Annotated in this window: 23 protein-coding genes; 18 read left to right on the top strand and 5 right to left on the bottom strand. The window is 60.3% G+C overall.

What is annotated here, in order from left to right:
• Positions 1 to 29 precede the first annotated feature (29 nt).
• The 4 genes from ACS4RS_RS07895 to dnaQ are packed head-to-tail and all read left to right on the top strand — an operon-like array spanning position 30 to position 2,805.
• Entirely contained in the window at positions 30 to 629 is a 600-nt protein-coding gene (locus ACS4RS_RS07895; protein ID WP_439011418.1) for a Maf-like protein, read from the top strand.
• The gene (locus tag ACS4RS_RS07890) at positions 622 to 1,479 is read left to right on the top strand and encodes a shikimate dehydrogenase (RefSeq protein ID WP_439011419.1); all 858 of its coding nucleotides are present in this window, start codon (positions 622 to 624) and stop codon (positions 1,477 to 1,479) included. The genes ACS4RS_RS07895 and ACS4RS_RS07890 overlap by 8 nt, the downstream gene beginning before the upstream one ends.
• A complete protein-coding gene (coaE, locus tag ACS4RS_RS07885) occupies positions 1,479 to 2,090 on the top strand; it encodes a dephospho-CoA kinase (RefSeq protein WP_439011420.1) in 612 nt (203 codons plus the stop codon). Before ACS4RS_RS07890 ends, coaE begins: the two co-directional genes overlap by 1 nt.
• The gene (dnaQ, locus tag ACS4RS_RS07880; RefSeq protein WP_439011421.1) at positions 2,083 to 2,805 is read left to right on the top strand and encodes a DNA polymerase III subunit epsilon; all 723 of its coding nucleotides are present in this window, start codon (positions 2,083 to 2,085) and stop codon (positions 2,803 to 2,805) included. Before coaE ends, dnaQ begins: the two co-directional genes overlap by 8 nt.
• Before the next feature lie 66 nt (positions 2,806 to 2,871).
• Here dnaQ and secB read toward each other — a convergent pair whose 3' ends face one another.
• A complete protein-coding gene (secB, locus tag ACS4RS_RS07875; protein ID WP_439011422.1) occupies positions 2,872 to 3,354 on the bottom strand; it encodes a protein-export chaperone SecB in 483 nt (160 codons plus the stop codon).
• 101 nt (positions 3,355 to 3,455) lie between these two features.
• Positions 3,456 to 3,962: an FxsA family protein gene (locus ACS4RS_RS07870; protein ID WP_439011423.1), complete on the bottom strand. Its 507-nt coding sequence runs from the start codon at positions 3,960 to 3,962 to the stop codon at positions 3,456 to 3,458.
• 131 nt (positions 3,963 to 4,093) lie between these two features.
• On the opposite strand from ACS4RS_RS07870, the gene ACS4RS_RS07865 reads away from it, so the two are divergent.
• From ACS4RS_RS07865 to gyrB, 5 genes are all read left to right on the top strand, one after another.
• Entirely contained in the window at positions 4,094 to 4,798 is a 705-nt protein-coding gene (locus ACS4RS_RS07865) for a Tim44/TimA family putative adaptor protein (RefSeq protein ID WP_439011424.1), read from the top strand.
• Positions 4,791 to 5,909, top strand: coding sequence for an MltA domain-containing protein (locus ACS4RS_RS07860; RefSeq protein ID WP_439011425.1), 1,119 nt, complete (start codon positions 4,791 to 4,793; stop codon positions 5,907 to 5,909). Before ACS4RS_RS07865 ends, ACS4RS_RS07860 begins: the two co-directional genes overlap by 8 nt.
• The gene (locus ACS4RS_RS07855; protein ID WP_439011426.1) at positions 5,909 to 6,478 is read left to right on the top strand and encodes a Smr/MutS family protein; all 570 of its coding nucleotides are present in this window, start codon (positions 5,909 to 5,911) and stop codon (positions 6,476 to 6,478) included. Before ACS4RS_RS07860 ends, ACS4RS_RS07855 begins: the two co-directional genes overlap by 1 nt.
• Positions 6,475 to 6,852 carry a helix-turn-helix domain-containing protein gene (locus ACS4RS_RS07850; protein WP_012559396.1) on the top strand — a complete coding sequence of 126 codons (378 nt, stop codon included), beginning with the start codon at positions 6,475 to 6,477 and terminating at the stop codon, positions 6,850 to 6,852. Before ACS4RS_RS07855 ends, ACS4RS_RS07850 begins: the two co-directional genes overlap by 4 nt.
• 135 nt (positions 6,853 to 6,987) lie before the next feature.
• Positions 6,988 to 9,423: a DNA topoisomerase (ATP-hydrolyzing) subunit B gene (gene gyrB, locus ACS4RS_RS07845; protein ID WP_439011427.1), complete on the top strand. Its 2,436-nt coding sequence runs from the start codon at positions 6,988 to 6,990 to the stop codon at positions 9,421 to 9,423.
• A gap of 66 nt (positions 9,424 to 9,489) precedes the next feature.
• Here the strand turns inward: gyrB and ACS4RS_RS07840 are convergent, their stop codons facing one another.
• Together ACS4RS_RS07840 and ACS4RS_RS07835 are read right to left on the bottom strand one after the other, a co-directional pair.
• Positions 9,490 to 10,089 (bottom strand): nitroreductase family protein, encoded by a 600-nt coding sequence (locus ACS4RS_RS07840; protein ID WP_439011428.1) that lies wholly within the window; start codon positions 10,087 to 10,089, stop codon positions 9,490 to 9,492.
• Between the two features lie 40 nt (positions 10,090 to 10,129).
• Complete coding sequence (locus tag ACS4RS_RS07835; protein ID WP_439011429.1) at positions 10,130 to 10,414, bottom strand: DUF2218 domain-containing protein; 285 nt, start codon at positions 10,412 to 10,414, stop codon at positions 10,130 to 10,132.
• Positions 10,415 to 10,667: 253 nt separating this feature from the next.
• Between ACS4RS_RS07835 and ACS4RS_RS07830 the strand changes: the two genes are divergently transcribed.
• The 9 genes from ACS4RS_RS07830 (at position 10,668) to ACS4RS_RS07790 (ending at position 19,757) form a co-directional block, all read left to right on the top strand.
• Positions 10,668 to 11,510 carry a fumarylacetoacetate hydrolase family protein gene (locus ACS4RS_RS07830; protein ID WP_439011430.1) on the top strand — a complete coding sequence of 281 codons (843 nt, stop codon included), beginning with the start codon at positions 10,668 to 10,670 and terminating at the stop codon, positions 11,508 to 11,510.
• A gap of 201 nt (positions 11,511 to 11,711) precedes the next feature.
• The gene (locus tag ACS4RS_RS07825) at positions 11,712 to 12,989 is read left to right on the top strand and encodes a polyhydroxyalkanoate depolymerase (RefSeq protein ID WP_439011871.1); all 1,278 of its coding nucleotides are present in this window, start codon (positions 11,712 to 11,714) and stop codon (positions 12,987 to 12,989) included.
• 144 nt (positions 12,990 to 13,133) lie between these two features.
• Positions 13,134 to 13,568 carry a DUF2852 domain-containing protein gene (locus tag ACS4RS_RS07820; protein WP_003571403.1) on the top strand — a complete coding sequence of 145 codons (435 nt, stop codon included), beginning with the start codon at positions 13,134 to 13,136 and terminating at the stop codon, positions 13,566 to 13,568.
• Positions 13,569 to 13,655: 87 nt separating this feature from the next.
• Positions 13,656 to 14,414, top strand: coding sequence for a YgjP-like metallopeptidase domain-containing protein (locus ACS4RS_RS07815; protein ID WP_439011431.1), 759 nt, complete (start codon positions 13,656 to 13,658; stop codon positions 14,412 to 14,414).
• Between the two features lie 180 nt (positions 14,415 to 14,594).
• Complete coding sequence (locus tag ACS4RS_RS07810; protein WP_439011432.1) at positions 14,595 to 15,263, top strand: phosphoribosylanthranilate isomerase; 669 nt, start codon at positions 14,595 to 14,597, stop codon at positions 15,261 to 15,263.
• 2 nt (positions 15,264 to 15,265) lie between these two features.
• The gene (gene trpB, locus ACS4RS_RS07805) at positions 15,266 to 16,486 is read left to right on the top strand and encodes a tryptophan synthase subunit beta (protein ID WP_439011433.1); all 1,221 of its coding nucleotides are present in this window, start codon (positions 15,266 to 15,268) and stop codon (positions 16,484 to 16,486) included.
• Between the two features lie 3 nt (positions 16,487 to 16,489).
• Positions 16,490 to 17,329 carry a tryptophan synthase subunit alpha gene (gene trpA / locus ACS4RS_RS07800; protein ID WP_439011434.1) on the top strand — a complete coding sequence of 280 codons (840 nt, stop codon included), beginning with the start codon at positions 16,490 to 16,492 and terminating at the stop codon, positions 17,327 to 17,329.
• Positions 17,330 to 17,471: 142 nt separating this feature from the next.
• Positions 17,472 to 18,380: an acetyl-CoA carboxylase, carboxyltransferase subunit beta gene (gene accD, locus ACS4RS_RS07795; RefSeq protein ID WP_439011435.1), complete on the top strand. Its 909-nt coding sequence runs from the start codon at positions 17,472 to 17,474 to the stop codon at positions 18,378 to 18,380.
• A gap of 24 nt (positions 18,381 to 18,404) precedes the next feature.
• Positions 18,405 to 19,757, top strand: a complete 1,353-nt coding sequence (locus ACS4RS_RS07790; protein ID WP_439011436.1) for a Mur ligase family protein — start codon at positions 18,405 to 18,407, stop codon at positions 19,755 to 19,757.
• Positions 19,758 to 19,833: 76 nt separating this feature from the next.
• On the opposite strand, the gene trxA is transcribed toward ACS4RS_RS07790, so the two are convergent.
• On the bottom strand, positions 19,834 to 20,154 hold the full coding sequence (gene trxA / locus ACS4RS_RS07785) for a thioredoxin (RefSeq protein WP_003589503.1): 321 nt from the start codon (positions 20,152 to 20,154) through the stop codon (positions 19,834 to 19,836).
• Positions 20,155 to 20,220: the final 66 nt, after the last annotated feature.

Raw genomic sequence — 20,220 nt, 5'->3', positions numbered from 1 at the left:
TGACCGGCAGCCGGTACGTCGAGGAGCCTATGACAACAAAACTCATCCTTGCATCGTCGAGCCCGTTTCGACGGATGCTGATGGAAAATGCCGGCCTATCCTTCGAGGCGCATGCCGCGCGGATCGATGAACGGGCGGTCGAAGCCCCGTTGGAAAAAGCCGGCGCTAAACCGGATGCCGTTGCTCTCGTTCTGGCCAAGGCCAAGGCGAAAGAGGTCAGCAGCCGTTTCCCCGATGGCCTGGTCATCGGTTCGGATCAGACGATGTCACTCGACGATCGCGTCTTCCACAAGCCGACGGATATGGCCGAAGCGGCAAATCACCTCCAGACTCTTTCGGGAGCAACGCATCGACTGAACAGCGCTGTGGCAATCGTCCGCAACGGGGCTGTGGTGTGGGGACATCTCGCCCATGCCGATCTGACCATGCGGCCGTTGACGGCGGATTTCATTGGCCGGCACCTGGCCCGGGTCGGCGACAAGGCGCTCTCCAGCGTCGGCGCCTATCAGCTGGAAGGGGAGGGCATTCAGCTGTTCGAGAAAATCGAAGGTGATTATTTCACCATTCTCGGCCTGCCGATGCTGCCGCTTCTAGAAAAACTACGCGAACTCGGAGCGATCGATGGGTGATTCACGTGAAACATTCGGGGCGAAAGCGTTTGTCACGGGCTTTCCGGTCAAGCATTCGCGCTCGCCGTTGATCCACGGATACTGGCTGAAGACGCTCGGTCTGCCGGGCAGCTATCGCGCCCACGAAGTGGCGCCCGAGGCCTTTGCCGATTTTGTCGCTTCGCTGAAGGACGGCAGTTCCGGCTTCACCGGCGGCAATGTCACCATTCCCCACAAGGAACTGGCTTTCCGTCTCGCCGACAGGCCGGACGAACTATCGCACGAGCTCGGCGCCTCGAACACGCTTTGGCTGGACGATGGCCTGTTGCATGCGACGAACACCGACGGCCGCGGCTTTACTGCCAATCTCGACGAACGCCATCCGGGCTGGGACCGCCAGGACACGGCGGTCGTCTTCGGCGCCGGCGGCGCCAGCCGGGCGATCATCCAGGCGGTTCGCGACCGCGGTTTCAAGACGATCCATGTCGTCAACCGCACCGTGGAACGCGCCCGTGAACTGGCCGATCGCTTTGGCCCGAAAGTTCAGGCCCACCCGATCGGCGCGCTGGCCGAGGTCATCAAAGGCGCCGGCCTCTTCATCAATACCACCTCGCTCGGCATGGACGGCGAGGCCGCACCGCAGCTCGATTTCACCCCTCTCGCGGCTGGGGCCGTCGTCACCGATATCGTCTATGTCCCCTTGAAGACGCCGATCCTGGCGCAGGCGCAAGAACAGGGATTTCCGATCGTCGATGGTCTCGGCATGCTGTTGCATCAGGCCGTGCCGGGATTCGAAAAATGGTTCGGCAAGCGTCCTGTCGTCGATGCGGCACTGCGCGCGCTGATCATCGCGGATATGGAAGCACACTGATGCTGAAGATCGGACTGACCGGCTCCATCGGTATGGGAAAATCGACGGCGGGCAAGCTCTTTGCCGAGGCCGGGATCCCGCTGAACGATTCGGATGCCGTGGTCCACGATCTCTATGCCGGCGAGGCCGCACCCCTGGTGGATGCCGCCTTTCCCGGCACGTTGAAGGATGGAGCCGTCGACCGGCACGAACTTGGCCGTCAGCTGGCGCTTGATCCCGGCGGCTTCAAACGCCTGGAAGCGATCGTCCATCCACTCGTGCGCAAACGCGAGACTGAATTTTTAAGACAGCAGCGCCGCGCTGGCGCCGGGATGGTCGTGCTCGATATTCCGTTGCTCTTCGAAACCAACGCCTGGGAAAGAGTGGATGTCGTCGTCGTCGTCAGTGCCGGTCCACAGATTCAACGGGAGAGGGTGCTTGCGCGCGAAGGCATGACCGAGGAAAAATTCGAGATGATTCTCTCACGCCAGACGCCGGACGCGGAAAAACGGCGCCGGGCGGATTATCTGATCGACAGCAGCCGCAGTATCTCGGAGACGAAGGAACAGGTGCTCGAGATTATCGCCGACCTGAAAACGCGGATTGCCAAGGGAGATTTCCGGAATGCGTGAGATCATCTTCGATACGGAAACCACCGGCCTCGACAACCGCGCCGACCGCATCATCGAAATCGGCGGCATCGAGCTTTTCAATCATTTCCCGACCGGCAACGTGATCCATATCTTCATCAATCCCGGCGATCAGAAGGTTCATCCGGATGCGCTCGCCGTGCACGGCATCACCGACGAATTCCTGAAGGACAAGAAGCCCTTCGCTGAGGTTGCCGAGGAAATTCTTGCCTTCTTCGGCGACGCCAAGTGGATTGCCCACAACGCCACCTTCGATATGGGCTTCATCAACGCCGAATTGGCGCGGATCGGTATGCCGCCGATCCTGCCGGAGCGGGTGGTTGACACACTGTCGATGGCGCGGCGCAAACATCCGATGGGGCCGAATTCGCTCGACGCGCTCTGCCGGCGTTACGGCATCGACAATTCGCACCGCACCAAACACGGCGCGCTGCTCGACTCCGAACTTCTCGCCGAGGTCTATATCGAGATGATCGGCGGCAGGCAGGCAGCTTTCGGCCTGAGCATGACCGCGACATCAGGTCAGAACGGTCGCGGGGATGCGAGTGAGGAAGACGATGTGGTGATTGCATCCGTGCTCGAGCGGCCCCGCCCGCTTGCCCCCCGCCTCAGCCAGTCCGAGACGCAGGCACATGAGGCGCTCGTCGCCAAGCTCGGCGAAAAAGGCATCTGGGCGAAATACGCCCGCCCCAATTAAACGGCCTCAATTGAAAATGCCCGGGACTTGCCCGGGCATCCGCATCTCAAAACCGAAAAGATCAGATCAGTTCGGAACCGCCTGAACCTTGGCGCGGGCCTGTTCTTCGGCAACGCGCTGGGCGAACATCTGCGTGAAGTCGATCGGGTCGATCATCAGCGGCGGGAAACCGCCGTTGCGGGTGACGTCGGCGATGATCTGACGGGCGAAGGGGAAGAGCATGCGCGGGCACTCGATGAAGAGAACCGGCAGCATGTGTTCCTGCGGGAAACCGGCGACGCGGAAGACGCCGCCATAAGCAAGTTCGGTATGGAACACCGTCTTGTCGCCGTCCTTGGCTTCGGCATTCAGCGACAGCACGACATCGAAATCCGTATCCGAAAGCGGGTTGGCGTTGACGTTCACATTGATGTTGATCGTCGGCGCCTTGTCGCGTGCCTGCAGCGAACGCGGCGCACCCGGATTTTCGAAGGAGAGATCCTTGGTATATTGCGCAAGGATCGAAAGGGTGGGGCTGGCCGCACCGTTGGTGTTGTTATCGTCTGCCATTGGCTTTTCCTCGAGGGGCATGGGAATGGTGCCGCCATCTAACATTTCAGGGAAGGGCTTACAACCCTGAGCGCTTGGCACCGCTGGTCGGTCGAAGCGCCTCAATCTCCGAGATGTTTGCCCGACCATGGCGATTTGCGGTCCGGCTCCCTATGATAGTCCTCGTCGTCGAGATCGACCACCTTCGAATTCCGGTTGCGGTCGCGGAAATCCGGTTTCGGGCCAGTGGAAAAGCCGGTCCTGGCGTTGACGGTGACGAAGCGTTTGGCGACCCACCGCCAGACAAAATCACGCACCGGCGGAATGAGGATCAGGATTGCGATGACATCCGTGATGAAACCGGGAATGATGAGCAGCAGCGAGGCGATGACGTTCATCGCCGGCCGCAGCAGCTCGCGGCCCGGCATCACCCCGTTTCGTCCTTCGCTCGACATGCGGCGCAAAATACCGATGCCCTGCCGGCGCAGAAGAACCATCCCGAGAACGAAGCCAAGCATGACGAGCGCCAGTGTCAGCCACAATCCGATTGCCCGGCCGACGACGACGAAACCGGCAATTTCGGCGAGCGGCAGCAGCAGAATGAAAGCTGGCAGGATCGAAAAACGCATGGTCGTGATGTCCCGGGCTTGCCGGTCTCCTCTTGGGGCCGGCGAAGATGCCAGCCATCATTTGAATCATCTGTATAGGCAGACTATATGGGAGTACAAATCAGAGATGTTAACGGCGGCTGCGATACGATATGAGTTCGAACGACTTCATCACATTATTCTTCCTGGTGGCGGCTGTGCTGATTTTCTTTCAGCTCCGCTCCGTGCTCGGGCGCCGCACAGGAAATGAGAAGCCGCCGCGCGATCTCTATACACCGCGCGATGCGGCTCCGGCCGAAGCTGCCGATGCCGGCAAGGTCGTGACGCTGCCGCGCCGCGATGCGACGACGGAGGATGAGGATCGTTTCGCCGCCATCGACGCCTTCGCCGCACCCGGAACGCCGCTCAACAGATCGCTGCGCGCGCTGAACAAGGCCGATCCGGCCTTCAGCCCCAAGGAGTTTTTGAACGGCGCCCGCATGGCTTACGAGATGATTGTCATGGCCTATGCCGACGGCGACCGGAAAACGCTGAAGAACCTGCTGTCGCGCGAAGTCTACGACGGCTTCGATGCCGCGATCGGCGAGCGCGAAACCCGGGGCGAGAAAGTGAAGTCGACCTTCGTCGGCATCGACAAGGCCGAAATCACCCATGCGGAGACGAAGGGCAGCGAAGCGCAGATCACCGTTCGCATCATCAGCCAGCTGATATCGGCCACTTACGACAAAGCGGATGTGCTGATCGAAGGCGACGCTGAAAACGTCGCCGAGGTCAACGACCTCTGGACCTTCGCCCGCGACACCCGCTCGCGCGATCCGAACTGGAAACTCGTGGCGACCGAATCGGAACATGAGTGACCACGCATCGGATTTCGTCCTGCAGGCCATAAGCTTCGACACTCTGGAAGGCTGGAAGGATGATGATCCCTCCGGCCTTTTTGAAGTTATGCGACGCTGCCGCCGCCAAATCAGCGATGTCAAACCCTACCGCACCGGATCGCTTGGCCTGAGGTCGGAAGACCTGCTCCCGCTTCTGCTGGCCGCCGAAGATTTCACGCCGTCCTCGCCATCAGCGGCGCGCGCCTTTTTCGAGACGCATTGTCGGCCCTTCCTGATTCGCCGCAAGGATGGCAATCCCGGTTTCGTCACTGCCTTTTACGAACCTGATATCGAGGTGTCGGAGCGGCCGGACGAGGTTTTCCGTTTTCCTTTCTACCGGCGCCCGGACGATCTGATCGATCTCGACGATGCCAATCGCCCCGCCGAACTCGACAATTCCTATGCTTTCGGCCGCCTGCATGATGGCCATATCGCCGCCTATCCGGATCGCCGCGCCATCGACCAGGGTCTTCTCGAAGGCCGGGGTCTCGAAATCGCCTGGGCGAAGTCGAAGGTCGACGTTTTCTTCGTGCATGTGCAGGGTGCGGCCCGTTTGCGTTACAGCGATGGCCGCATCGGCCGCATCACCTATGCGGCGAAGGCCGGCCATCCTTTCTCGGCGGTCGGCAAGCTGCTGATCGACCGAGGCGAGATCGCTCGCGCCGACATCTCGATGCAGTCGATCCGCGCCTGGCTGGCGCGCAATCCCGAGCACGTCGACGAGGTGCTGTGGCATAACCGCTCCTATATCTTCTTTCGGGAGGCGCTGGTGGCCGATCCCGAGGCCGGTCCGATCGCCGCCGCCAAGGTGCCGCTTCTCGCCGGCCGCTCGCTTGCCGTCGACCGGATGATCCATACCTTCGGCTTTCCCTTTTTCATCCGCTCCGAAAGTCTCACCCATCTCGATGACGGCCGGCCCTTCCGCCGGCTGATGCTGGCGCTCGATACCGGCTCGGCGATCGTCGGGCCGGCGCGCGGCGATATCTTCACCGGCTCGGGCGATATGGCGGGAGAAAGGGCCGGCACCGTCCGCAACGACGCCGATTTCGCCATCCTTATTCCCCAAGCCGCCGCCGGACGATTCGACTGATGGCCAGGGATCGAAAACTCAGCGCGGACGAGAGGATCCTCTGGGGCAAGGTTGCCCGCAGCACGCGGCCGATGCCAGGTAAGGCCGGTGAGTTGACCGAACTCGATGCTTTTCTTGTCGAAGCTGAAGCCGCTGCCGAAGAGGAGAAGGCGGGAAAGCAGACATCCGCCGCGCCTCTGCCGCCGCAGCCGGCAGCACCCTCGGCGCCGAAACCGTCGGCTGGCGTGCATCATCCACTGGAAAAGCCGGTCAAGCGCAAGATCGCCAAGGGCCGGCTGGCGCTCGAAGCCCGGATCGACCTGCATGGGCTGGTGCAGAGCGAGGCTCATGTCATCCTGCTCGATTTCCTGATGCGCGCCCACGAGCGCGGCATGCGCCATGTCCTGGTCATCACCGGCAAGGGCAGCTCGATGGGCAGCGACGGCGCGCTGAAGCGGGCCGTGCCGCTCTGGTTCTCGAAGCCGGAATTCCGCTACCTGATTTCGTCTTATGAGTCGGCCGCACAGCATCACGGCGGGGAGGGCGCTCTCTACATTCGCCTGTCGCGGCGGCATGGGGAAAGGCCATGACCCCTTTCGGTGAGGCGATTCGCAAGCTGAGAGCGCGTAAGGGTGTCTCGCAGAAAGAGATGGCGGAAGCGCTGAATGTCTCTCCCGCCTATCTCTCGGCGCTGGAACATGGCAAGCGTGGTTTGCCGACATTCGATCTACTGCAGCGCATCGCCGGCTATTTCAACATCATCTGGGATGAGGCCGAGGAACTGTTTCTGCTCGCCCGCTCCTCCGACCCGCGCGTCGTCATCGACACATCGGGCCTGCCGCCGGAATATACTGAATTTGCTAACCGATTGGCGCGTCGGATCCGTAGCCTTGACAGTGCAGAGATAGGCCGGCTATCCGCTCTTCTCGAAAATGGCGTCAAAGGCGACGGAAAAGCGTCATAATCCCCTGTTTTATGCCTTGTTCAGGGGACTTGCCATTGGGAAGTGTGTCCAAAAAACCTATATACGAGAGTGAAGAAAGCCGGTGATTCGCAAGGCGCGCCGCAGCTTTACGACAACAGGGAAAATCTCGACAGAATGAGCGATACATCCGCGACGGACAACGGCGTAAGCACCGAATATGGCGCAGATTCCATCAAGGTTCTGAAGGGCCTTGATGCCGTGCGCAAGCGTCCCGGCATGTATATCGGCGATACCGACGATGGCTCCGGCCTTCATCACATGGTCTATGAAGTCGTCGACAATGCGATCGACGAAGCGCTTGCCGGCCATGCCGACATCGTCACCGTCACGCTCAATCCGGATGGCTCGGTGACCGTCACCGACAACGGCCGCGGCATCCCGACGGATATTCATACCGGGGAAGGCGTATCGGCGGCCGAAGTCATCATGACGCAGCTGCATGCCGGCGGCAAGTTCGACCAGAATTCCTACAAGGTCTCCGGCGGCCTGCATGGCGTTGGCGTCTCCGTCGTCAACGCATTGTCCGTCTGGCTGAAACTGAAGATCCGCCGCCAGGGCAAGATCCATGAAATGAGCTTCACCCATGGCGTGGCCGATGCGCCGCTCAAAGTCACCGGCGAAGCGCCCAATGAGACCGGCACGGAAGTGAGCTTCATGCCGAGCACCGACACTTTCACCATGACCGAGTTCGACTACGGTACGCTCGAGCATCGCCTGCGCGAACTCGCCTTCTTGAATTCAGGGGTGCGCATTCTGCTCACCGACAAGCGCCATTCCGATATCAAGCAGGAAGAACTGCGTTATGACGGCGGCCTCGAGGCTTTCGTCGCCTATCTCGACCGGGCCAAGAAGTCGCTCGTCGACAAGCCGGTCGCCATCCGCGGCGAAAAGGACGGCATCACCGTCGAAGTGGCGATGTGGTGGAACGACAGCTATCACGAGAACGTGCTCTGCTTCACCAACAACATCCCCCAGCGCGACGGCGGCACGCATATGGCCGGCTTCCGCGCGGCATTGACACGCCAGGTCGTCTCCTACGCCGACAGTTCCGGCATCACCAAAAGGGAAAAGGTGACGCTGCAGGGCGAGGATTGCCGGGAAGGCCTGACCGCGGTCCTCTCGGTCAAGGTGCCCGATCCGAAATTTTCCTCGCAGACCAAGGACAAACTGGTCTCCTCGGAAGTCCGTCCGGTTGTCGAAAGTCTCGTCAACGAGGCACTGAACACCTGGTTCGAAGAGCATCCGAGCGAAGCAAAGATCCTGGTCGGCAAGGTCGTCGAGGCAGCCGCGGCGCGCGAAGCGGCCCGCAAGGCCCGCGAATTGACCCGCCGCAAGGGCGCACTCGATATCGCCTCGCTGCCCGGCAAGCTCGCCGACTGCTCAGAGCGTGATCCGACAAAATCCGAAGTCTTCCTCGTCGAGGGCGATTCCGCCGGCGGCTCAGCCAAGCAGGGCCGCTCGCGCGAAAACCAGGCGATCCTGCCGTTGCGCGGTAAGATCCTCAATGTCGAGCGTGCCCGTTTCGACAAGATGCTGTCGAGCCAGGAAATCGGCACGCTGATCACAGCACTCGGCACCGGCATCGGCAAGGACGAGTTCAACGTCGAAAAGCTGCGCTATCACAAGATCATCATCATGACGGATGCTGACGTCGACGGCGCCCATATCCGCACTCTGCTACTGACCTTTTTCTTCCGCCAGATGCCGGAACTGATCGAGCGCGGCCATCTCTATATCGCCCAGCCGCCACTCTATAAGGTCTCGCGCGGCAAGTCGGTGCAGTATCTGAAGGACGAAAAGGCCCTGGAGGAATACCTCATCAGCCAGGGCCTGGAAGATGCGGCGCTGAAGCTCGGCAGCGGCGAAGTCCGCACCGGCCAGGATCTGCGTGAGGTTATCCTCGATGCGTTGCGCATGCGCGCTTTGCTCGACAATCTCCATTCGCGTTACAATCGTGCGGCCATCGAACAGGCGGCGATCGCTGGCGCCCTCAATGCCGAACGCGTCAGCGACCGGGCAAGAGCCCAGGCGTTGACGAGCGAGGTGGCAAGCCGCCTCGACATCATCGCTGAGGAAACCGAACGTGGCTGGCAGGGTGATCTGACCAGCGATGGAGGCCTGCGCCTCGAACGTATGGTGCGCGGCGTCAAGGAAATCGTCGTGCTCGACATGGCGCTGATCGGCTCCTCGGATGCTCGGCACATTGACCAGCTGACGTCACGGCTCAAGGAAATCTATCAGACGCCGCCGTCCCTGCATCGCCGCGAAGGCGACCTCGAGATCTCGGGCCCGCGCGCCTTGCTCGACGCAATCTTTGCAACCGGCCGCAAGGGCCTGACCATGCAACGATATAAGGGTCTTGGTGAGATGAATGCGGAGCAGCTCTGGGAAACGACGCTCGATCCGAACGTGCGCTCCCTGCTGCAGGTCAAAGTCAACGACGCCACCGATGCTGATGGCCTCTTCGCCCGGTTGATGGGTGACGAGGTCGAACCGCGGCGCGAATTCATCCAGGACAACGCACTGAGCGTCGCAAATCTCGATATCTGATTGTTATTTTATCAAGCAAAAGCCCCGCCATCCCCAGATGGCGGGGCTTTTGCCTGTGAGGGGCGCTTAATCCGCGACGAAACGGCCGTTGAACGCGACCTCGGCGAGCGGCTTGCGCTGACTGGGGAATTCGCGCGCCTGGTTGCGTTCGGAAAGAACGCTCTTGTCGGCCAGACGGCCGACGGCAACGCCGGCTTCCACCCGATAACCCTCGGGGATGCCGAAGCTCTTCATGATTTCCGGGTGTTTGATTCCGCCCATGCCATGGGCGTAGAAACCGGAGAGGCGCGCCTGCAGCGACAAGTGGCCCCACGCCGCGCCGGCATCGAAGGAATGGGTGTAACTGGGCTTCTCCTCGCCGGAACCGGCAGCGCCGGTGAAGCTGCGCGATACGACAAAGATCAGCGCCGATGCGTTCTTTGCCCATTCCTGATTGGCGTCGACGAGCAATGCGACGAATTTCTCCCAATGTTCCGAACCCTTGAGCGCATAGATAAAGCGCCAGGGCTGGTGATTGGATGAAGACGGCGCCCAATGAGCGGCATCGAGCAGGCTGAGCAGTTGGGCTTCCTCGATAATTTCGCCGGTGAAGGCGCGGGGCGACCAGCGGTCGAGAAACATCGGATCGATCGGATATTGGGATTCGCGGCTATTGCTCTTGGTCATGCTAATTCCCTGAGGGCTGAAATTTGGATCGGGGTTCGGGTCAGTCGGTCCAGACGATGTCGAGTTCCCCGCGAAAGGCGAAACGCTTCAGATGATCATCGATGACGCCCTGCATCCTTCCCTGTTGCGCGGGGTCGGCGACGGAAAGCATCATGGTCAGCGCCGCATCGTCGGCGGTAAACGTCACCTCGGTCGTCTCGCTGAACGGCACGCGGCCCTTGTGCGGATCGAAATCGACGCTGAATTTATGACTCCAGTGTTTGCAGAGCTGCTGTAGATAGCGGCTTGCATGTTCCGTGCGCACGACAGCCTGGGAGAGATGCATTTTCGAACTCCACGTCATCTTCGTATCGGTCGGGAGTCATATTTCCTGCTGCGTCGGCTTGGCAAGCGCAGCGTCGTCGCAATTCGGGTGCACAGACTGTCGTCATAAAAGCGGTTTACGACATGAAAAACATCGTAGGAATCCGTCCGAATTCAAGCAAAGCCGTACCGCTACGCGGCAAAGCCGTAATGACACCCGTGAATAATTCGTTCATAGGTGGCTACAAATCCGTTTTTCGATGAGGAGGAATTCCATGAAGCTGATGCGTGTTGGCCAAGCAGGCAGCGAAAAACCCGCACTTCTCGATGCCGATGGCAAGATCCGCGATCTTTCCGGCCATGTTTCCGACATCGGCGGCGAGGTGATCGCGCCGGCCGGTCTTGCAAAGATAGCGGCGATCGATCCGAAGAGCCTTCCGGAACTCAGCGCTGGCCGCATTGGCGCCTGCGTCGCCGGCACCGGCAAATTCATCTGCATCGGCTTGAATTATTCGGATCATGCCGCCGAAACCGGCGCCACCGTTCCGCCCGAGCCGATCATCTTCATGAAAGCAACATCGGCAATCGTCGGCCCGAACGACGATGTCATCATCCCCCGCGGTTCGGAAAAGACCGATTGGGAAGTCGAACTTGGCGTCGTCATCGGCAAGACTGCCAAATATGTAACGGAAGCCGAAGCGCTGGATTATGTGGCCGGTTATTGCGTCTCCAATGACGTTTCCGAGCGCGCTTTCCAGACCGAGCGGTCCGGGCAATGGACGAAGGGAAAATCCTGCGACACTTTTGGCCCGATCGGCCCATGGCTTGTGACCAAGGACGAAATTCCCGAACCGCAGAACCTCGGCATGTGGCTGACAGTCAACGGTCAGAAGATGCAGAACGGCTCGTCGAAGACCATGGTTTACGGGGTGGCTTTCCTGGTCTCCTACCTCAGCCAGTTCATGTCGCTGCATCCCGGCGACGTGATCTCGACCGGCACGCCTCCGGGCGTCGGCATGGGCCTCAAGCCGCCGCGTTATCTCAAGGCCGGCGACGTGGTCGAGCTCGGCATCGAAGGTCTCGGCACACAGAAGCAGACCTTCGTAGCGGACCGTTAACGACGCTTCCTGTTGAGAAACTTAAGTTTTCAGAGCGATTATGATGCCGGGGATCAAATCTCCGGCATTTCTTGTGTGGGTCTGGTTCGTCCATGTTGCTGTGCAACAAAAAACTGTTAGTCTGCGTTACGTGCCCGTGTAACGAAAAGAGTCGATGCCGCTCAATCGGCCTCATCTTTTCGATAGAGAAAGGTGGCGCTTTTGTTTTATCAGCTTTATGAATTGAACCATGCCGCCATGGCGCCGTTTCGCGCTGCGGCCGATATCATGCGTTTTGCCTATGCCAATCCGCTGAACCCGTTTTCCCATACACCTCTCGGCAGGACGATGGCGGCAAGCCTTGAAATGTTCGAGCGCACGACGCGCCGTTACGGCAAGCCGGAATTCGAACTGAAGCAGACGGTGATCGGCGATCGGATGGTTTCCGTCCGTGAAGAAGTCGTCTGGTCGCGGCCCTTCTGCAATCTCCTGCATTTCGCCCGCAATGTTCCAGCCGCCCGCGGCAACGATCCGCGCATTCTGATTGTTGCGCCGATGTCCGGCCATTATGCGACGCTGCTACGCGGCACGGTGGAGGCGCTGCTGCCGAGTGCCGATGTCTACATCACCGACTGGATCGACGCCCGCATGGTGCCGATGGCGGAAGGCACCTTCGATTTCGACGACTATGTCGATTATGTCATCGAGATGCTGCATTTTCTCGGTCACGACACACATGTGATTGCCGTCTGTCAACCTTCCGTCCCGGTGCTGGCTGCGGCTGCGGTGATGGAGGAAGCCAATGATCCGCTGTCGCCGGCATCGATGACGCTGATGGGCGGCCCGATCGACACGCGCATCAACCCGACGGCGGTCAACAAACTCGCCCAGGAGCGGTCGCTGCAGTGGTTCTCCGACAATGTCATCATGAACGTGCCCTGGCCGCAGCCGGGCTTCATGCGCCCGGTCTATCCGGGATTCCTGCAGCTTTCGGGATTCATGTCGATGAATCTCGACCGGCATCTCGTCGCGCACAAGGAATTCTTCATGCATCTCGTGAAGAACGACGGCGAACCGGAAAAACATCGCGAATTCTACGACGAATATCTCGCCGTCATGGATCTGACTGCCGAATTCTACCTGCAGACGGTCGAGCAGGTCTTCATCAAGCATTCGCTGCCGAAAGGCGAACTGATGCATCGCGGCAAACGCGTCGATCCGGCAGCGATCCGCAAGGTGGCGCTTCTGACCGTCGAAGGTGAGAACGACGATATCTCGGGGGTCGGCCAGACCAAGGCGGCGCAGACAATCTGCGTCAACATTCCCGAAGACATGCGCATGCATTATCTGCAGCCGGATGTCGGCCATTATGGTGTTTTCAACGGCTCGCGGTTCCGCCGCGAGATCGCGCCGCGCATCCTCGATTTCGTCCGTCAGCATTCCCGTTCTGCCGTCAAGCGTCCCGTCCCGCGTGTCATCAAGGGCGGGCGGACCGCCTAAATCAGGCGCAGCTGAATTAGCAAAATAGATTCAAGGGCTTGTCCGATTTCACGGGCAATCGTCTTGAAGGTCGTTATTGCGGTAACCACATCGATTTCAGCGTTCGGTATTCTGCCGGGCGTGGAAAGCGAGGATACCCGCACGATGAACCAGTCAGCATTGCTTCGACCGGATTGGACTCCGGCTACCATTGCCCTGATGATTCTCGGCTTCATGGTTTTCTGGCCTCTGGGTCTTGCCATGCTTGCCTACATCATCTTCGGCGACCGTCTGCGCGGCTTCAAGCGTGACGTCAACCAGGCGACCGATGGCTTCTTTGCCTCCTGCCGCCGCTCGAACGGCCGTCACCGCCCGCATTTCTCGACCGGCAACGTCGCCTTCGACGACTGGCGCAAGGCCGAGATCGACCGGATAGAGGAAGAGCGCCGCAAGCTCGATGAAATGCGCGAGGAATTCGACGCCTACATGCGCGAACTTCGCCGCGCCAAGGACCAGGAAGAGTTCGATCGCTTCATGCGTGACCGCAAGAACGCCAAGCGTGACGACAATGGCCCGGTCGCCGAATACCAGACGCCTTGAAGGCCTGAACGCTGAATTGATGACCGGCATCTTCCGATGCCGGTTTTTCTATGTCCGTTCTCCCGGCGAATCGGATAGAAAACACCCATGTTCTCGCTTCTGAAGACAAGGCCGAAAGCGCGGAAACCGGCGCCGCCCGAAATGCGGACGCTGGAGGTGGCCGGTCGGCCGATGCCTCTGACCATCAAGCAGCACGACCGGGCGACGCGCATCACGTTGCGGATCGAGCCGGGCGGCCGGGCTTTGAAGATGACGGTGCCGAAAGGTCTTGCGGCGCGCGAGGTCAATGCCTTTCTCGATCGGCACCAAGGTTGGCTGCTGACCAAACTTGCGAAGTTTTCGACCGATGCCGGCTTGCGCGACGGCGGCGAAATCCTCTTTCGCGGCGTTTCCCATCGTATCCAGCATACCGGCAGCTTGCGTGGGCTGACGGAGGTGGTTTTGGTGGACGGCAGACCGGTGCTGCGTGTCAGCGGAATGGAGGAACATCTCGGACGACGCATCGCGGCCTTTCTCAAGAAGGAGGCGCGCGCTGAGCTGGTGAAGCTTGCGACGTTGCACGCCGCAACGATCCGGGCGCCGATCCGCTCAATCTCGATGAAGGATACGCGCAGCCGCTGGGGCTCCTGCTCCTCGGAAGGAAATCTGAGCTTTTCCTGGCGCATCGTCATGGCACCGCCGCCGGTGATCGATTACCTTGCCGCCCATGAGGTCGCCCATCTCAAGGAAATGAACCACGGCCCGCACTTCTGGGCGCTCTGCCGCAGGCTTTGCCCCGGGATGGAAGAAGCAAAATCCTGGCTGAAGCGGCATGGCAGCCAGCTGCATGCGATTGATTTCGACTAGAGCCTGTCGCGCAAAACTGTGCAGCGCTTTTGCCGCAAACGACATGCGTAAAAATTAAGGGCTAAAGCGCGAGGAGTGAATCTGAAAGATCGCGACGCGCTTTAGCCGAAGGCAGCTCTAAATACAGCTTTCCATGCAAATTGGCTCGACTCTTGCCGCGTTTCGTGTCACTTCGCTGCCATGAGACCGGATATCAAGATCTGCGGCTTGACGACGCCCGACGCTGTCGATCGCGCGCTGAAGCGCGGTGCGACCCATATCGGTTTTATTTTCTTCGAAAAGAGCCCGCGTTATATCGAGCCGGACCTGGCGGCAAGACTTGCCGAGCCCGCGCGCGGTAAGGCGAAGATCGTCGCCGTCGTCGTCGATCCCAGCAATGACGAACTGGACGAGATCGTTTCGCTGTTGAAGCCGGATATTCTGCAGCTCCACGGCAATGAGAGCCCCGAACACGTGCTGACCATAAAGGCGCTTCACGGTCTGCCGGTCATGAAGGTATTTTCGGTGCGCACGGCCGATGATCTGAAGCGCGTCGAGGCCTATATCGGCATCGCCGATCGTTTCCTCTTCGATGCAAAAGCGCCGAAGGGTTCCGAATTGCCGGGTGGCAACGGCATTTCCTTCGACTGGAGCCTCTTGAGCTGGCTCGACGGCAGCATCGACTACATGCTCTCAGGCGGGCTGAACAAGGACAATGTCGCGGATGCACTGGCGAATACCAAGGCACGTGGTATCGACGTCTCCTCGGGCGTCGAGAGTGCGCCTGGCGTGAAGAGCGTCGCAATGATCGATGAATTTTTCGATGCGGTCGACGAGGCGGATGCGCCTGTCATGGCCTCAGGGAGTTGAGAGTGAACGAGACGCCTAAACCGAATTCTTTCCGTTCCGGGCCCGATGAAGACGGCCGCTTCGGCATCTATGGCGGTCGTTTCGTTGCCGAAACGTTGATGCCACTGATCCTCGATCTGCAGGACGAATGGGACAGGGCGAAGAACGATCCGGCATTCCAGGCCGAATTGAAGCATCTCGGCGCCCATTATATAGGCCGCCCGAGTCCGCTCTATTTCGCCGAGCGGCTGACGGCCGAACTCGGTGGCGCGAAGATCTATTTCAAGCGCGAGGAGCTGAACCACACCGGCTCGCACAAGATCAACAACTGCATCGGCCAGATCCTGCTTGCCAAGCGCATGGGCAAGACCCGGATCATCGCCGAAACCGGCGCCGGCCAGCATGGTGTTGCCTCCGCCACCGTTGCCGCCCGCTTCGGCCTGCCCTGCGTCGTCTATATGGGCGCTACCGACGTCGAGCGTCAGGCGCCGAACGTTTTCCGCATGAAGCTGCTCGGCGCCGAAGTGAAGCCGGTGACGGCCGGAAGCGGCACGCTGAAGGACGCGATGAACGAGGCGCTTCGCGACTGGGTCACCAATGTCGAGGATACCTACTATCTGATCGGAACGGCGGCCGGTCCGCATCCCTATCCGGAAATGGTCCGCGATTTTCAGTCGGTGATCGGTACCGAGGCGAAAGAGCAGATGCTGGCAGCCGAAGGCCGCCTGCCGGACCTCGTCATCGCTGCCGTCGGCGGCGGTTCGAACGCGATCGGTATCTTCCACCCCTTCCTTGATGATTCCTCCGTCAAGATCGTCGGTGTCGAAGCCGGCGGCAAGGGCCTGCAGGGCGACGAACATTGCGCGTCGATCACCGCCGGTTCGCCGGGCGTACTGCACGGCAACCGTACCTATCTGCTGCAGGATGGCGACGGCCAGATCAAGGAAGGCCATTCGATTTCGGCCGGTCTCGATTATCCCGGCATCGGCCCGGAACATTCCTGGCTCAGCGATATCGGCCGCGTCGACTATGTGCCGATCATGGATCACGAAGCGCTCGAAGCCTTCCAGACCCTGACTCGCCTCGAAGGCATCATCCCGGCGCTCGAGGCCGCGCATGCGATTGCCGAAGTGATCAAGCGCGCACCGACGATGGGCAAGGACGAGATCATCCTGATGAACCTCTCCGGCCGCGGCGACAAAGATATCTTCACCGTCGGCAAGATTCTGGGAATGGGACTGTAAGACATGACCGCACGCATGGACAAACGCTTTGCCGAGCTGAAGGCCGAGGGCCGTCCGGCGCTTGTGACCTATTTCATGGGCGGCGATCCTGACTACGATACTTCTCTCGGCATTATGAAGGCGCTGCCGGAGGCGGGCTCCGACATCATCGAGCTCGGCATGCCTTTTTCCGATCCGATGGCCGACGGCCCGGCGATCCAGCTCGCCGGTCAGCGTGCGCTAAAAGGCGGCCAGACACTGAAGAAGACGCTGCAGCTGGCGGCCGATTTCCGCAAGACCAACGACGCCACGCCGATCGTGATGATGGGCTACTACAATCCGATCTATATTTACGGCGTCGAGAAATTCCTCGACGACGCGATTGCTGCCGGTATCGACGGCCTGATCGTCGTCGATCTGCCGCCTGAGATGGACGACGAACTCTGCATTCCGGCGATCCGCAAAGGCATCAATTTCATCCGCCTGGCAACGCCGACGACGGATGAGAAGCGCCTGCCGAAGGTTTTGAAGAACACCTCCGGCTTCGTCTACTACGTCTCGATGAACGGCATTACAGGGTCGGCGCTGCCGGATCCGTCGCTGGTTTCTGGCGCGGTCGAACGCATCAAGCAGCACACGCAACTGCCTGTCTGCGTCGGCTTCGGCGTCAAGACGGCGGAACATGCAAAGGTCATCGGCGGTTCGGCCGATGGCGTCGTCGTCGGCACCGCCATCGTCAATCAGGTCGCGACCAGCCTGACGAGTGAGGGCAAGGCAACGGCGGACACGGTTCAGGCCGTTGCCACGCTGGTGCGCGGCCTTTCCACGGGAACACGTTCGGCGCGCCTTGTTGCTGCCGAATAGTTTCCCCACATTGGCGTCAAAGCATGTCGCGCAAAACCGTGCAGCGGTTTTGCGGCAACGACATGCGGGAAAACAAGGACCTAGAGCGTGGAAAGCGATCTGAAAGATCGCGACGCGCTCTGGTCAATCAGGAGTATTCGAGTTGAACTGGATCACCAACTACGTTCGCCCGCGGATCAATTCCATGCTGGGCCGTCGCGAAGTGCCGGAGAACCTCTGGATCAAGTGCCCGGAAACCGGCGAAATGGTCTTCCACAAGGATCTGGAAGGCAACAAATGGGTTATTCCGGCCTCCGGCTATCACATGAAGATGCCCGCCAAGGCCCGCCTGGCCGATCTGTTCGACAATGGCGAATATGAATCGCTGCCGCAGCCGAAGGTCGCCCAGGACCCGCTGAAGTTCCGCGATTCGAAAAAATATAGCGATCGCCTGCGTGACAGCCGCCTGAAGACCGAACAGGAGGATACCATCCTCGCCGGCCTCGGGAAGGTGCAGGGCCTGAAACTCGTCGCGGTCGTGCACGAATTCAACTTTATCGGCGGTTCGCTCGGCATGGCTGCCGGCGAGGCCATCGTCAAGGCTTTCGAGCGTGCGACGTCTGAAAAGTGCCCGCTGGTGATGTTCCCCGCTTCCGGCGGCGCGCGCATGCAGGAAGGCATCCTGTCGCTGATGCAGCTGCCGCGCACGACGGTTGCCGTCGACCTGCTGAAGGAATCCGGTCAGCCCTATATCGTCGTCCTGACCAATCCGACCACAGGCGGCGTCACGGCCTCCTATGCCATGCTTGGCGATATTCATCTGGCTGAGCCGGGCGCCGAAATCGGCTTTGCTGGCAAGCGCGTCATCGAGCAGACCTTGCGCGAAAAACTGCCCGAAGGCTTCCAGACCTCCGAATATCTGCTGGAGCATGGTATGGTCGATATGGTTGTCAAACGTCACGATATTCCGGAAACGCTGGCGCGCGTCCTGAAGATCCTGACGAAGAAGCCAGTTTCGGCGGCGAACGACATGAATAGCGGCGCGATCGCCCTGGCGGCGAGCGCCCGATAACCGATAAGCAGGCGGGGTGCCGAATTGATACCCAGAGGCCAAACCGCGGTGAGTGAGGCAGCACAGGAGATCGACAAGCTCATGGGATTGCATCCCAAGGGTTTTGATCTGTCTCTCGATCGCATCACCCGTCTACTCGATGTGCTCGGCAATCCGCATCGGAAACTGCCGCCGGTGATCCATGTCGCCGGCACCAACGGCAAGGGGTCGGTCACCGCCTTCTGTCGCGCTCTGCTCGAAGCCGGCGGCTACAGCGCTCATGTTCACACCTCGCCGCATCTCGTCAATTGGCACGAACGTTATCGCATCGGTGTGGCGGGCGGGCGCGGGCAGCTTGTCGATGACGCCGTCTTTGCCGAGGCCTTGCGCCGTGTGGCCGATGCCAATGCCGGGCAGCATATTACGGTCTTCGAAATCCTGACGGCGGTCACCTTCATCCTGTTTTCCGAACAGCCGGCCGATGCCGCGATCATCGAAGTCGGCCTCGGCGGCCGGTTCGATGCGACCAATGTCATTTCCGATCCGGCCGTCTCGGTGATCATGCCGATCTCGCTGGATCACCAGCCCTATCTCGGCGACAGGGTCGAGCTGATCGCCGCCGAAAAAGCCGGCATCATGAAGCCGGGACTTCCCGTGGTCATCGGCCACCAGGAATATGACGCCGCACTCGACGTGCTGATGTCGACGGCCGAACGGCTGCATTGCCCGAGCGCCGTCTTCGGGCAGGATTTCATGGCGCATGAGGAATATGGCCGACTCGTCTATCAGGACGAATTCGGTCTGGCCGACCTGCCGCTGCCGCGCCTTCCCGGCCGCCATCAATATGCCAATGCTGCCGCCGCCATCCGCGCCGTCAAGGCGGCGGGCTTCACCGTCACCGAGATGATGATGGAAAAGGCGATGAATTCGGTGGAATGGCCGGGCCGGCTGCAGCGCCTCGGCGAAGGCCGGCTGCTGCAACATGCGCCCGCCGGCGCCGAGATCTGGATCGATGGCGGGCACAATCCCGGTGCCGGCGAAGTGATTGCCGAAGCCATGGCCAATTTCGAAGAGCGCCAGTCCCGGCCGCTTTTCCTGATTATCGGCATGATCAACACCAAGGACCCGGTCGGCTATTTCAAGGCGTTTGCCGGCTTGGTCGAGAAGGTCTTCTGCGTGCCGATCCGCAACAGCGATGCGATGATCGACCCGGTGATCTTGTCGAACGCCGCCTATGATGCCGGCCTGGTTGCCGAACCGATGTCGACCGTCGGCGATGCGCTGGAAGCTATAAAAGCGGTCCTCGATCCGGAGGGTCTACCCCCGCGCATCCTCGTCGGCGGCTCTCTCTATCTCGTTGGCGATGTGCTTTCCGACAACGGCACGCCCCCGAAGTGATCGGTGAAATGAAGAATACGAAATGAAAAAAGCCCGGTCGAAGCCGGGCTTTTTCATCGATGTGAATTGGGCGATATCAGGCGGCGCTGGAAATCCAGTTCGAGAGCGCGGTCTTCGCCTTGGCGCCGACAGAAATATCGGCGACTTCGCCGCCCTTGAAAATTGCCAGGGTCGGAATGGAGCGCACACCGAACTGTGCGGCGAGTTCCGGGTTCTCATCGATATTCAGCTTGGCGACCTTGACCTTGCCTTCCATCTCGACGGAGATTTCTTCAAGGCTCGGCGCAATCATCTTGCACGGGCCGCACCATTCAGCCCAGAAATCGACGACGACGGGCTCTGCGGATTCCAGAACTTCCGACTGGAAATTGTTGATATCGACTTTCACGGTAGCCATGGGCTGCTCCTTTACCTCGGGTGTTGAACCACATGTGATGGTGCGGTGCCGAATTTTCAATGTCCG

Source organism: Rhizobium sp. F40D2 (assembly GCF_051810745.2).
Taxonomy (GTDB): Bacteria; Pseudomonadota; Alphaproteobacteria; order Rhizobiales; family Rhizobiaceae; genus Rhizobium.
Note: the sequence above shows the minus strand (reverse complement) of the source record. Positions and strands in the feature narration are given on the sequence as shown.

Coding starts and splice junctions, on each gene's coding strand:
- ACS4RS_RS07830 (WP_439011430.1), top strand. CDS start 10,668: ATGAAGCTGATGCGTGTTGGCCAAGCAGGCAGCGAAAAACCCGCACTT.
- ACS4RS_RS07815 (WP_439011431.1), top strand. CDS start 13,656: ATGTTCTCGCTTCTGAAGACAAGGCCGAAAGCGCGGAAACCGGCGCCG.
- trpA (WP_439011434.1), top strand. CDS start 16,490: ATGACCGCACGCATGGACAAACGCTTTGCCGAGCTGAAGGCCGAGGGC.
- ACS4RS_RS07855 (WP_439011426.1), top strand. CDS start 5,909: ATGGCCAGGGATCGAAAACTCAGCGCGGACGAGAGGATCCTCTGGGGC.
- ACS4RS_RS07820 (WP_003571403.1), top strand. CDS start 13,134: ATGAACCAGTCAGCATTGCTTCGACCGGATTGGACTCCGGCTACCATT.
- coaE (WP_439011420.1), top strand. CDS start 1,479: ATGCTGAAGATCGGACTGACCGGCTCCATCGGTATGGGAAAATCGACG.
- ACS4RS_RS07865 (WP_439011424.1), top strand. CDS start 4,094: ATGAGTTCGAACGACTTCATCACATTATTCTTCCTGGTGGCGGCTGTG.
- ACS4RS_RS07810 (WP_439011432.1), top strand. CDS start 14,595: ATGAGACCGGATATCAAGATCTGCGGCTTGACGACGCCCGACGCTGTC.
- dnaQ (WP_439011421.1), top strand. CDS start 2,083: ATGCGTGAGATCATCTTCGATACGGAAACCACCGGCCTCGACAACCGC.
- ACS4RS_RS07895 (WP_439011418.1), top strand. CDS start 30: ATGACAACAAAACTCATCCTTGCATCGTCGAGCCCGTTTCGACGGATG.
- gyrB (WP_439011427.1), top strand. CDS start 6,988: ATGAGCGATACATCCGCGACGGACAACGGCGTAAGCACCGAATATGGC.
- ACS4RS_RS07890 (WP_439011419.1), top strand. CDS start 622: ATGGGTGATTCACGTGAAACATTCGGGGCGAAAGCGTTTGTCACGGGC.
- ACS4RS_RS07870 (WP_439011423.1), bottom strand. CDS start 3,962: ATGCGTTTTTCGATCCTGCCAGCTTTCATTCTGCTGCTGCCGCTCGCC.
- ACS4RS_RS07840 (WP_439011428.1), bottom strand. CDS start 10,089: ATGACCAAGAGCAATAGCCGCGAATCCCAATATCCGATCGATCCGATG.
- ACS4RS_RS07835 (WP_439011429.1), bottom strand. CDS start 10,414: ATGCATCTCTCCCAGGCTGTCGTGCGCACGGAACATGCAAGCCGCTAT.
- ACS4RS_RS07850 (WP_012559396.1), top strand. CDS start 6,475: ATGACCCCTTTCGGTGAGGCGATTCGCAAGCTGAGAGCGCGTAAGGGT.
- trxA (WP_003589503.1), bottom strand. CDS start 20,154: ATGGCTACCGTGAAAGTCGATATCAACAATTTCCAGTCGGAAGTTCTG.
- ACS4RS_RS07860 (WP_439011425.1), top strand. CDS start 4,791: ATGAGTGACCACGCATCGGATTTCGTCCTGCAGGCCATAAGCTTCGAC.
- secB (WP_439011422.1), bottom strand. CDS start 3,354: ATGGCAGACGATAACAACACCAACGGTGCGGCCAGCCCCACCCTTTCG.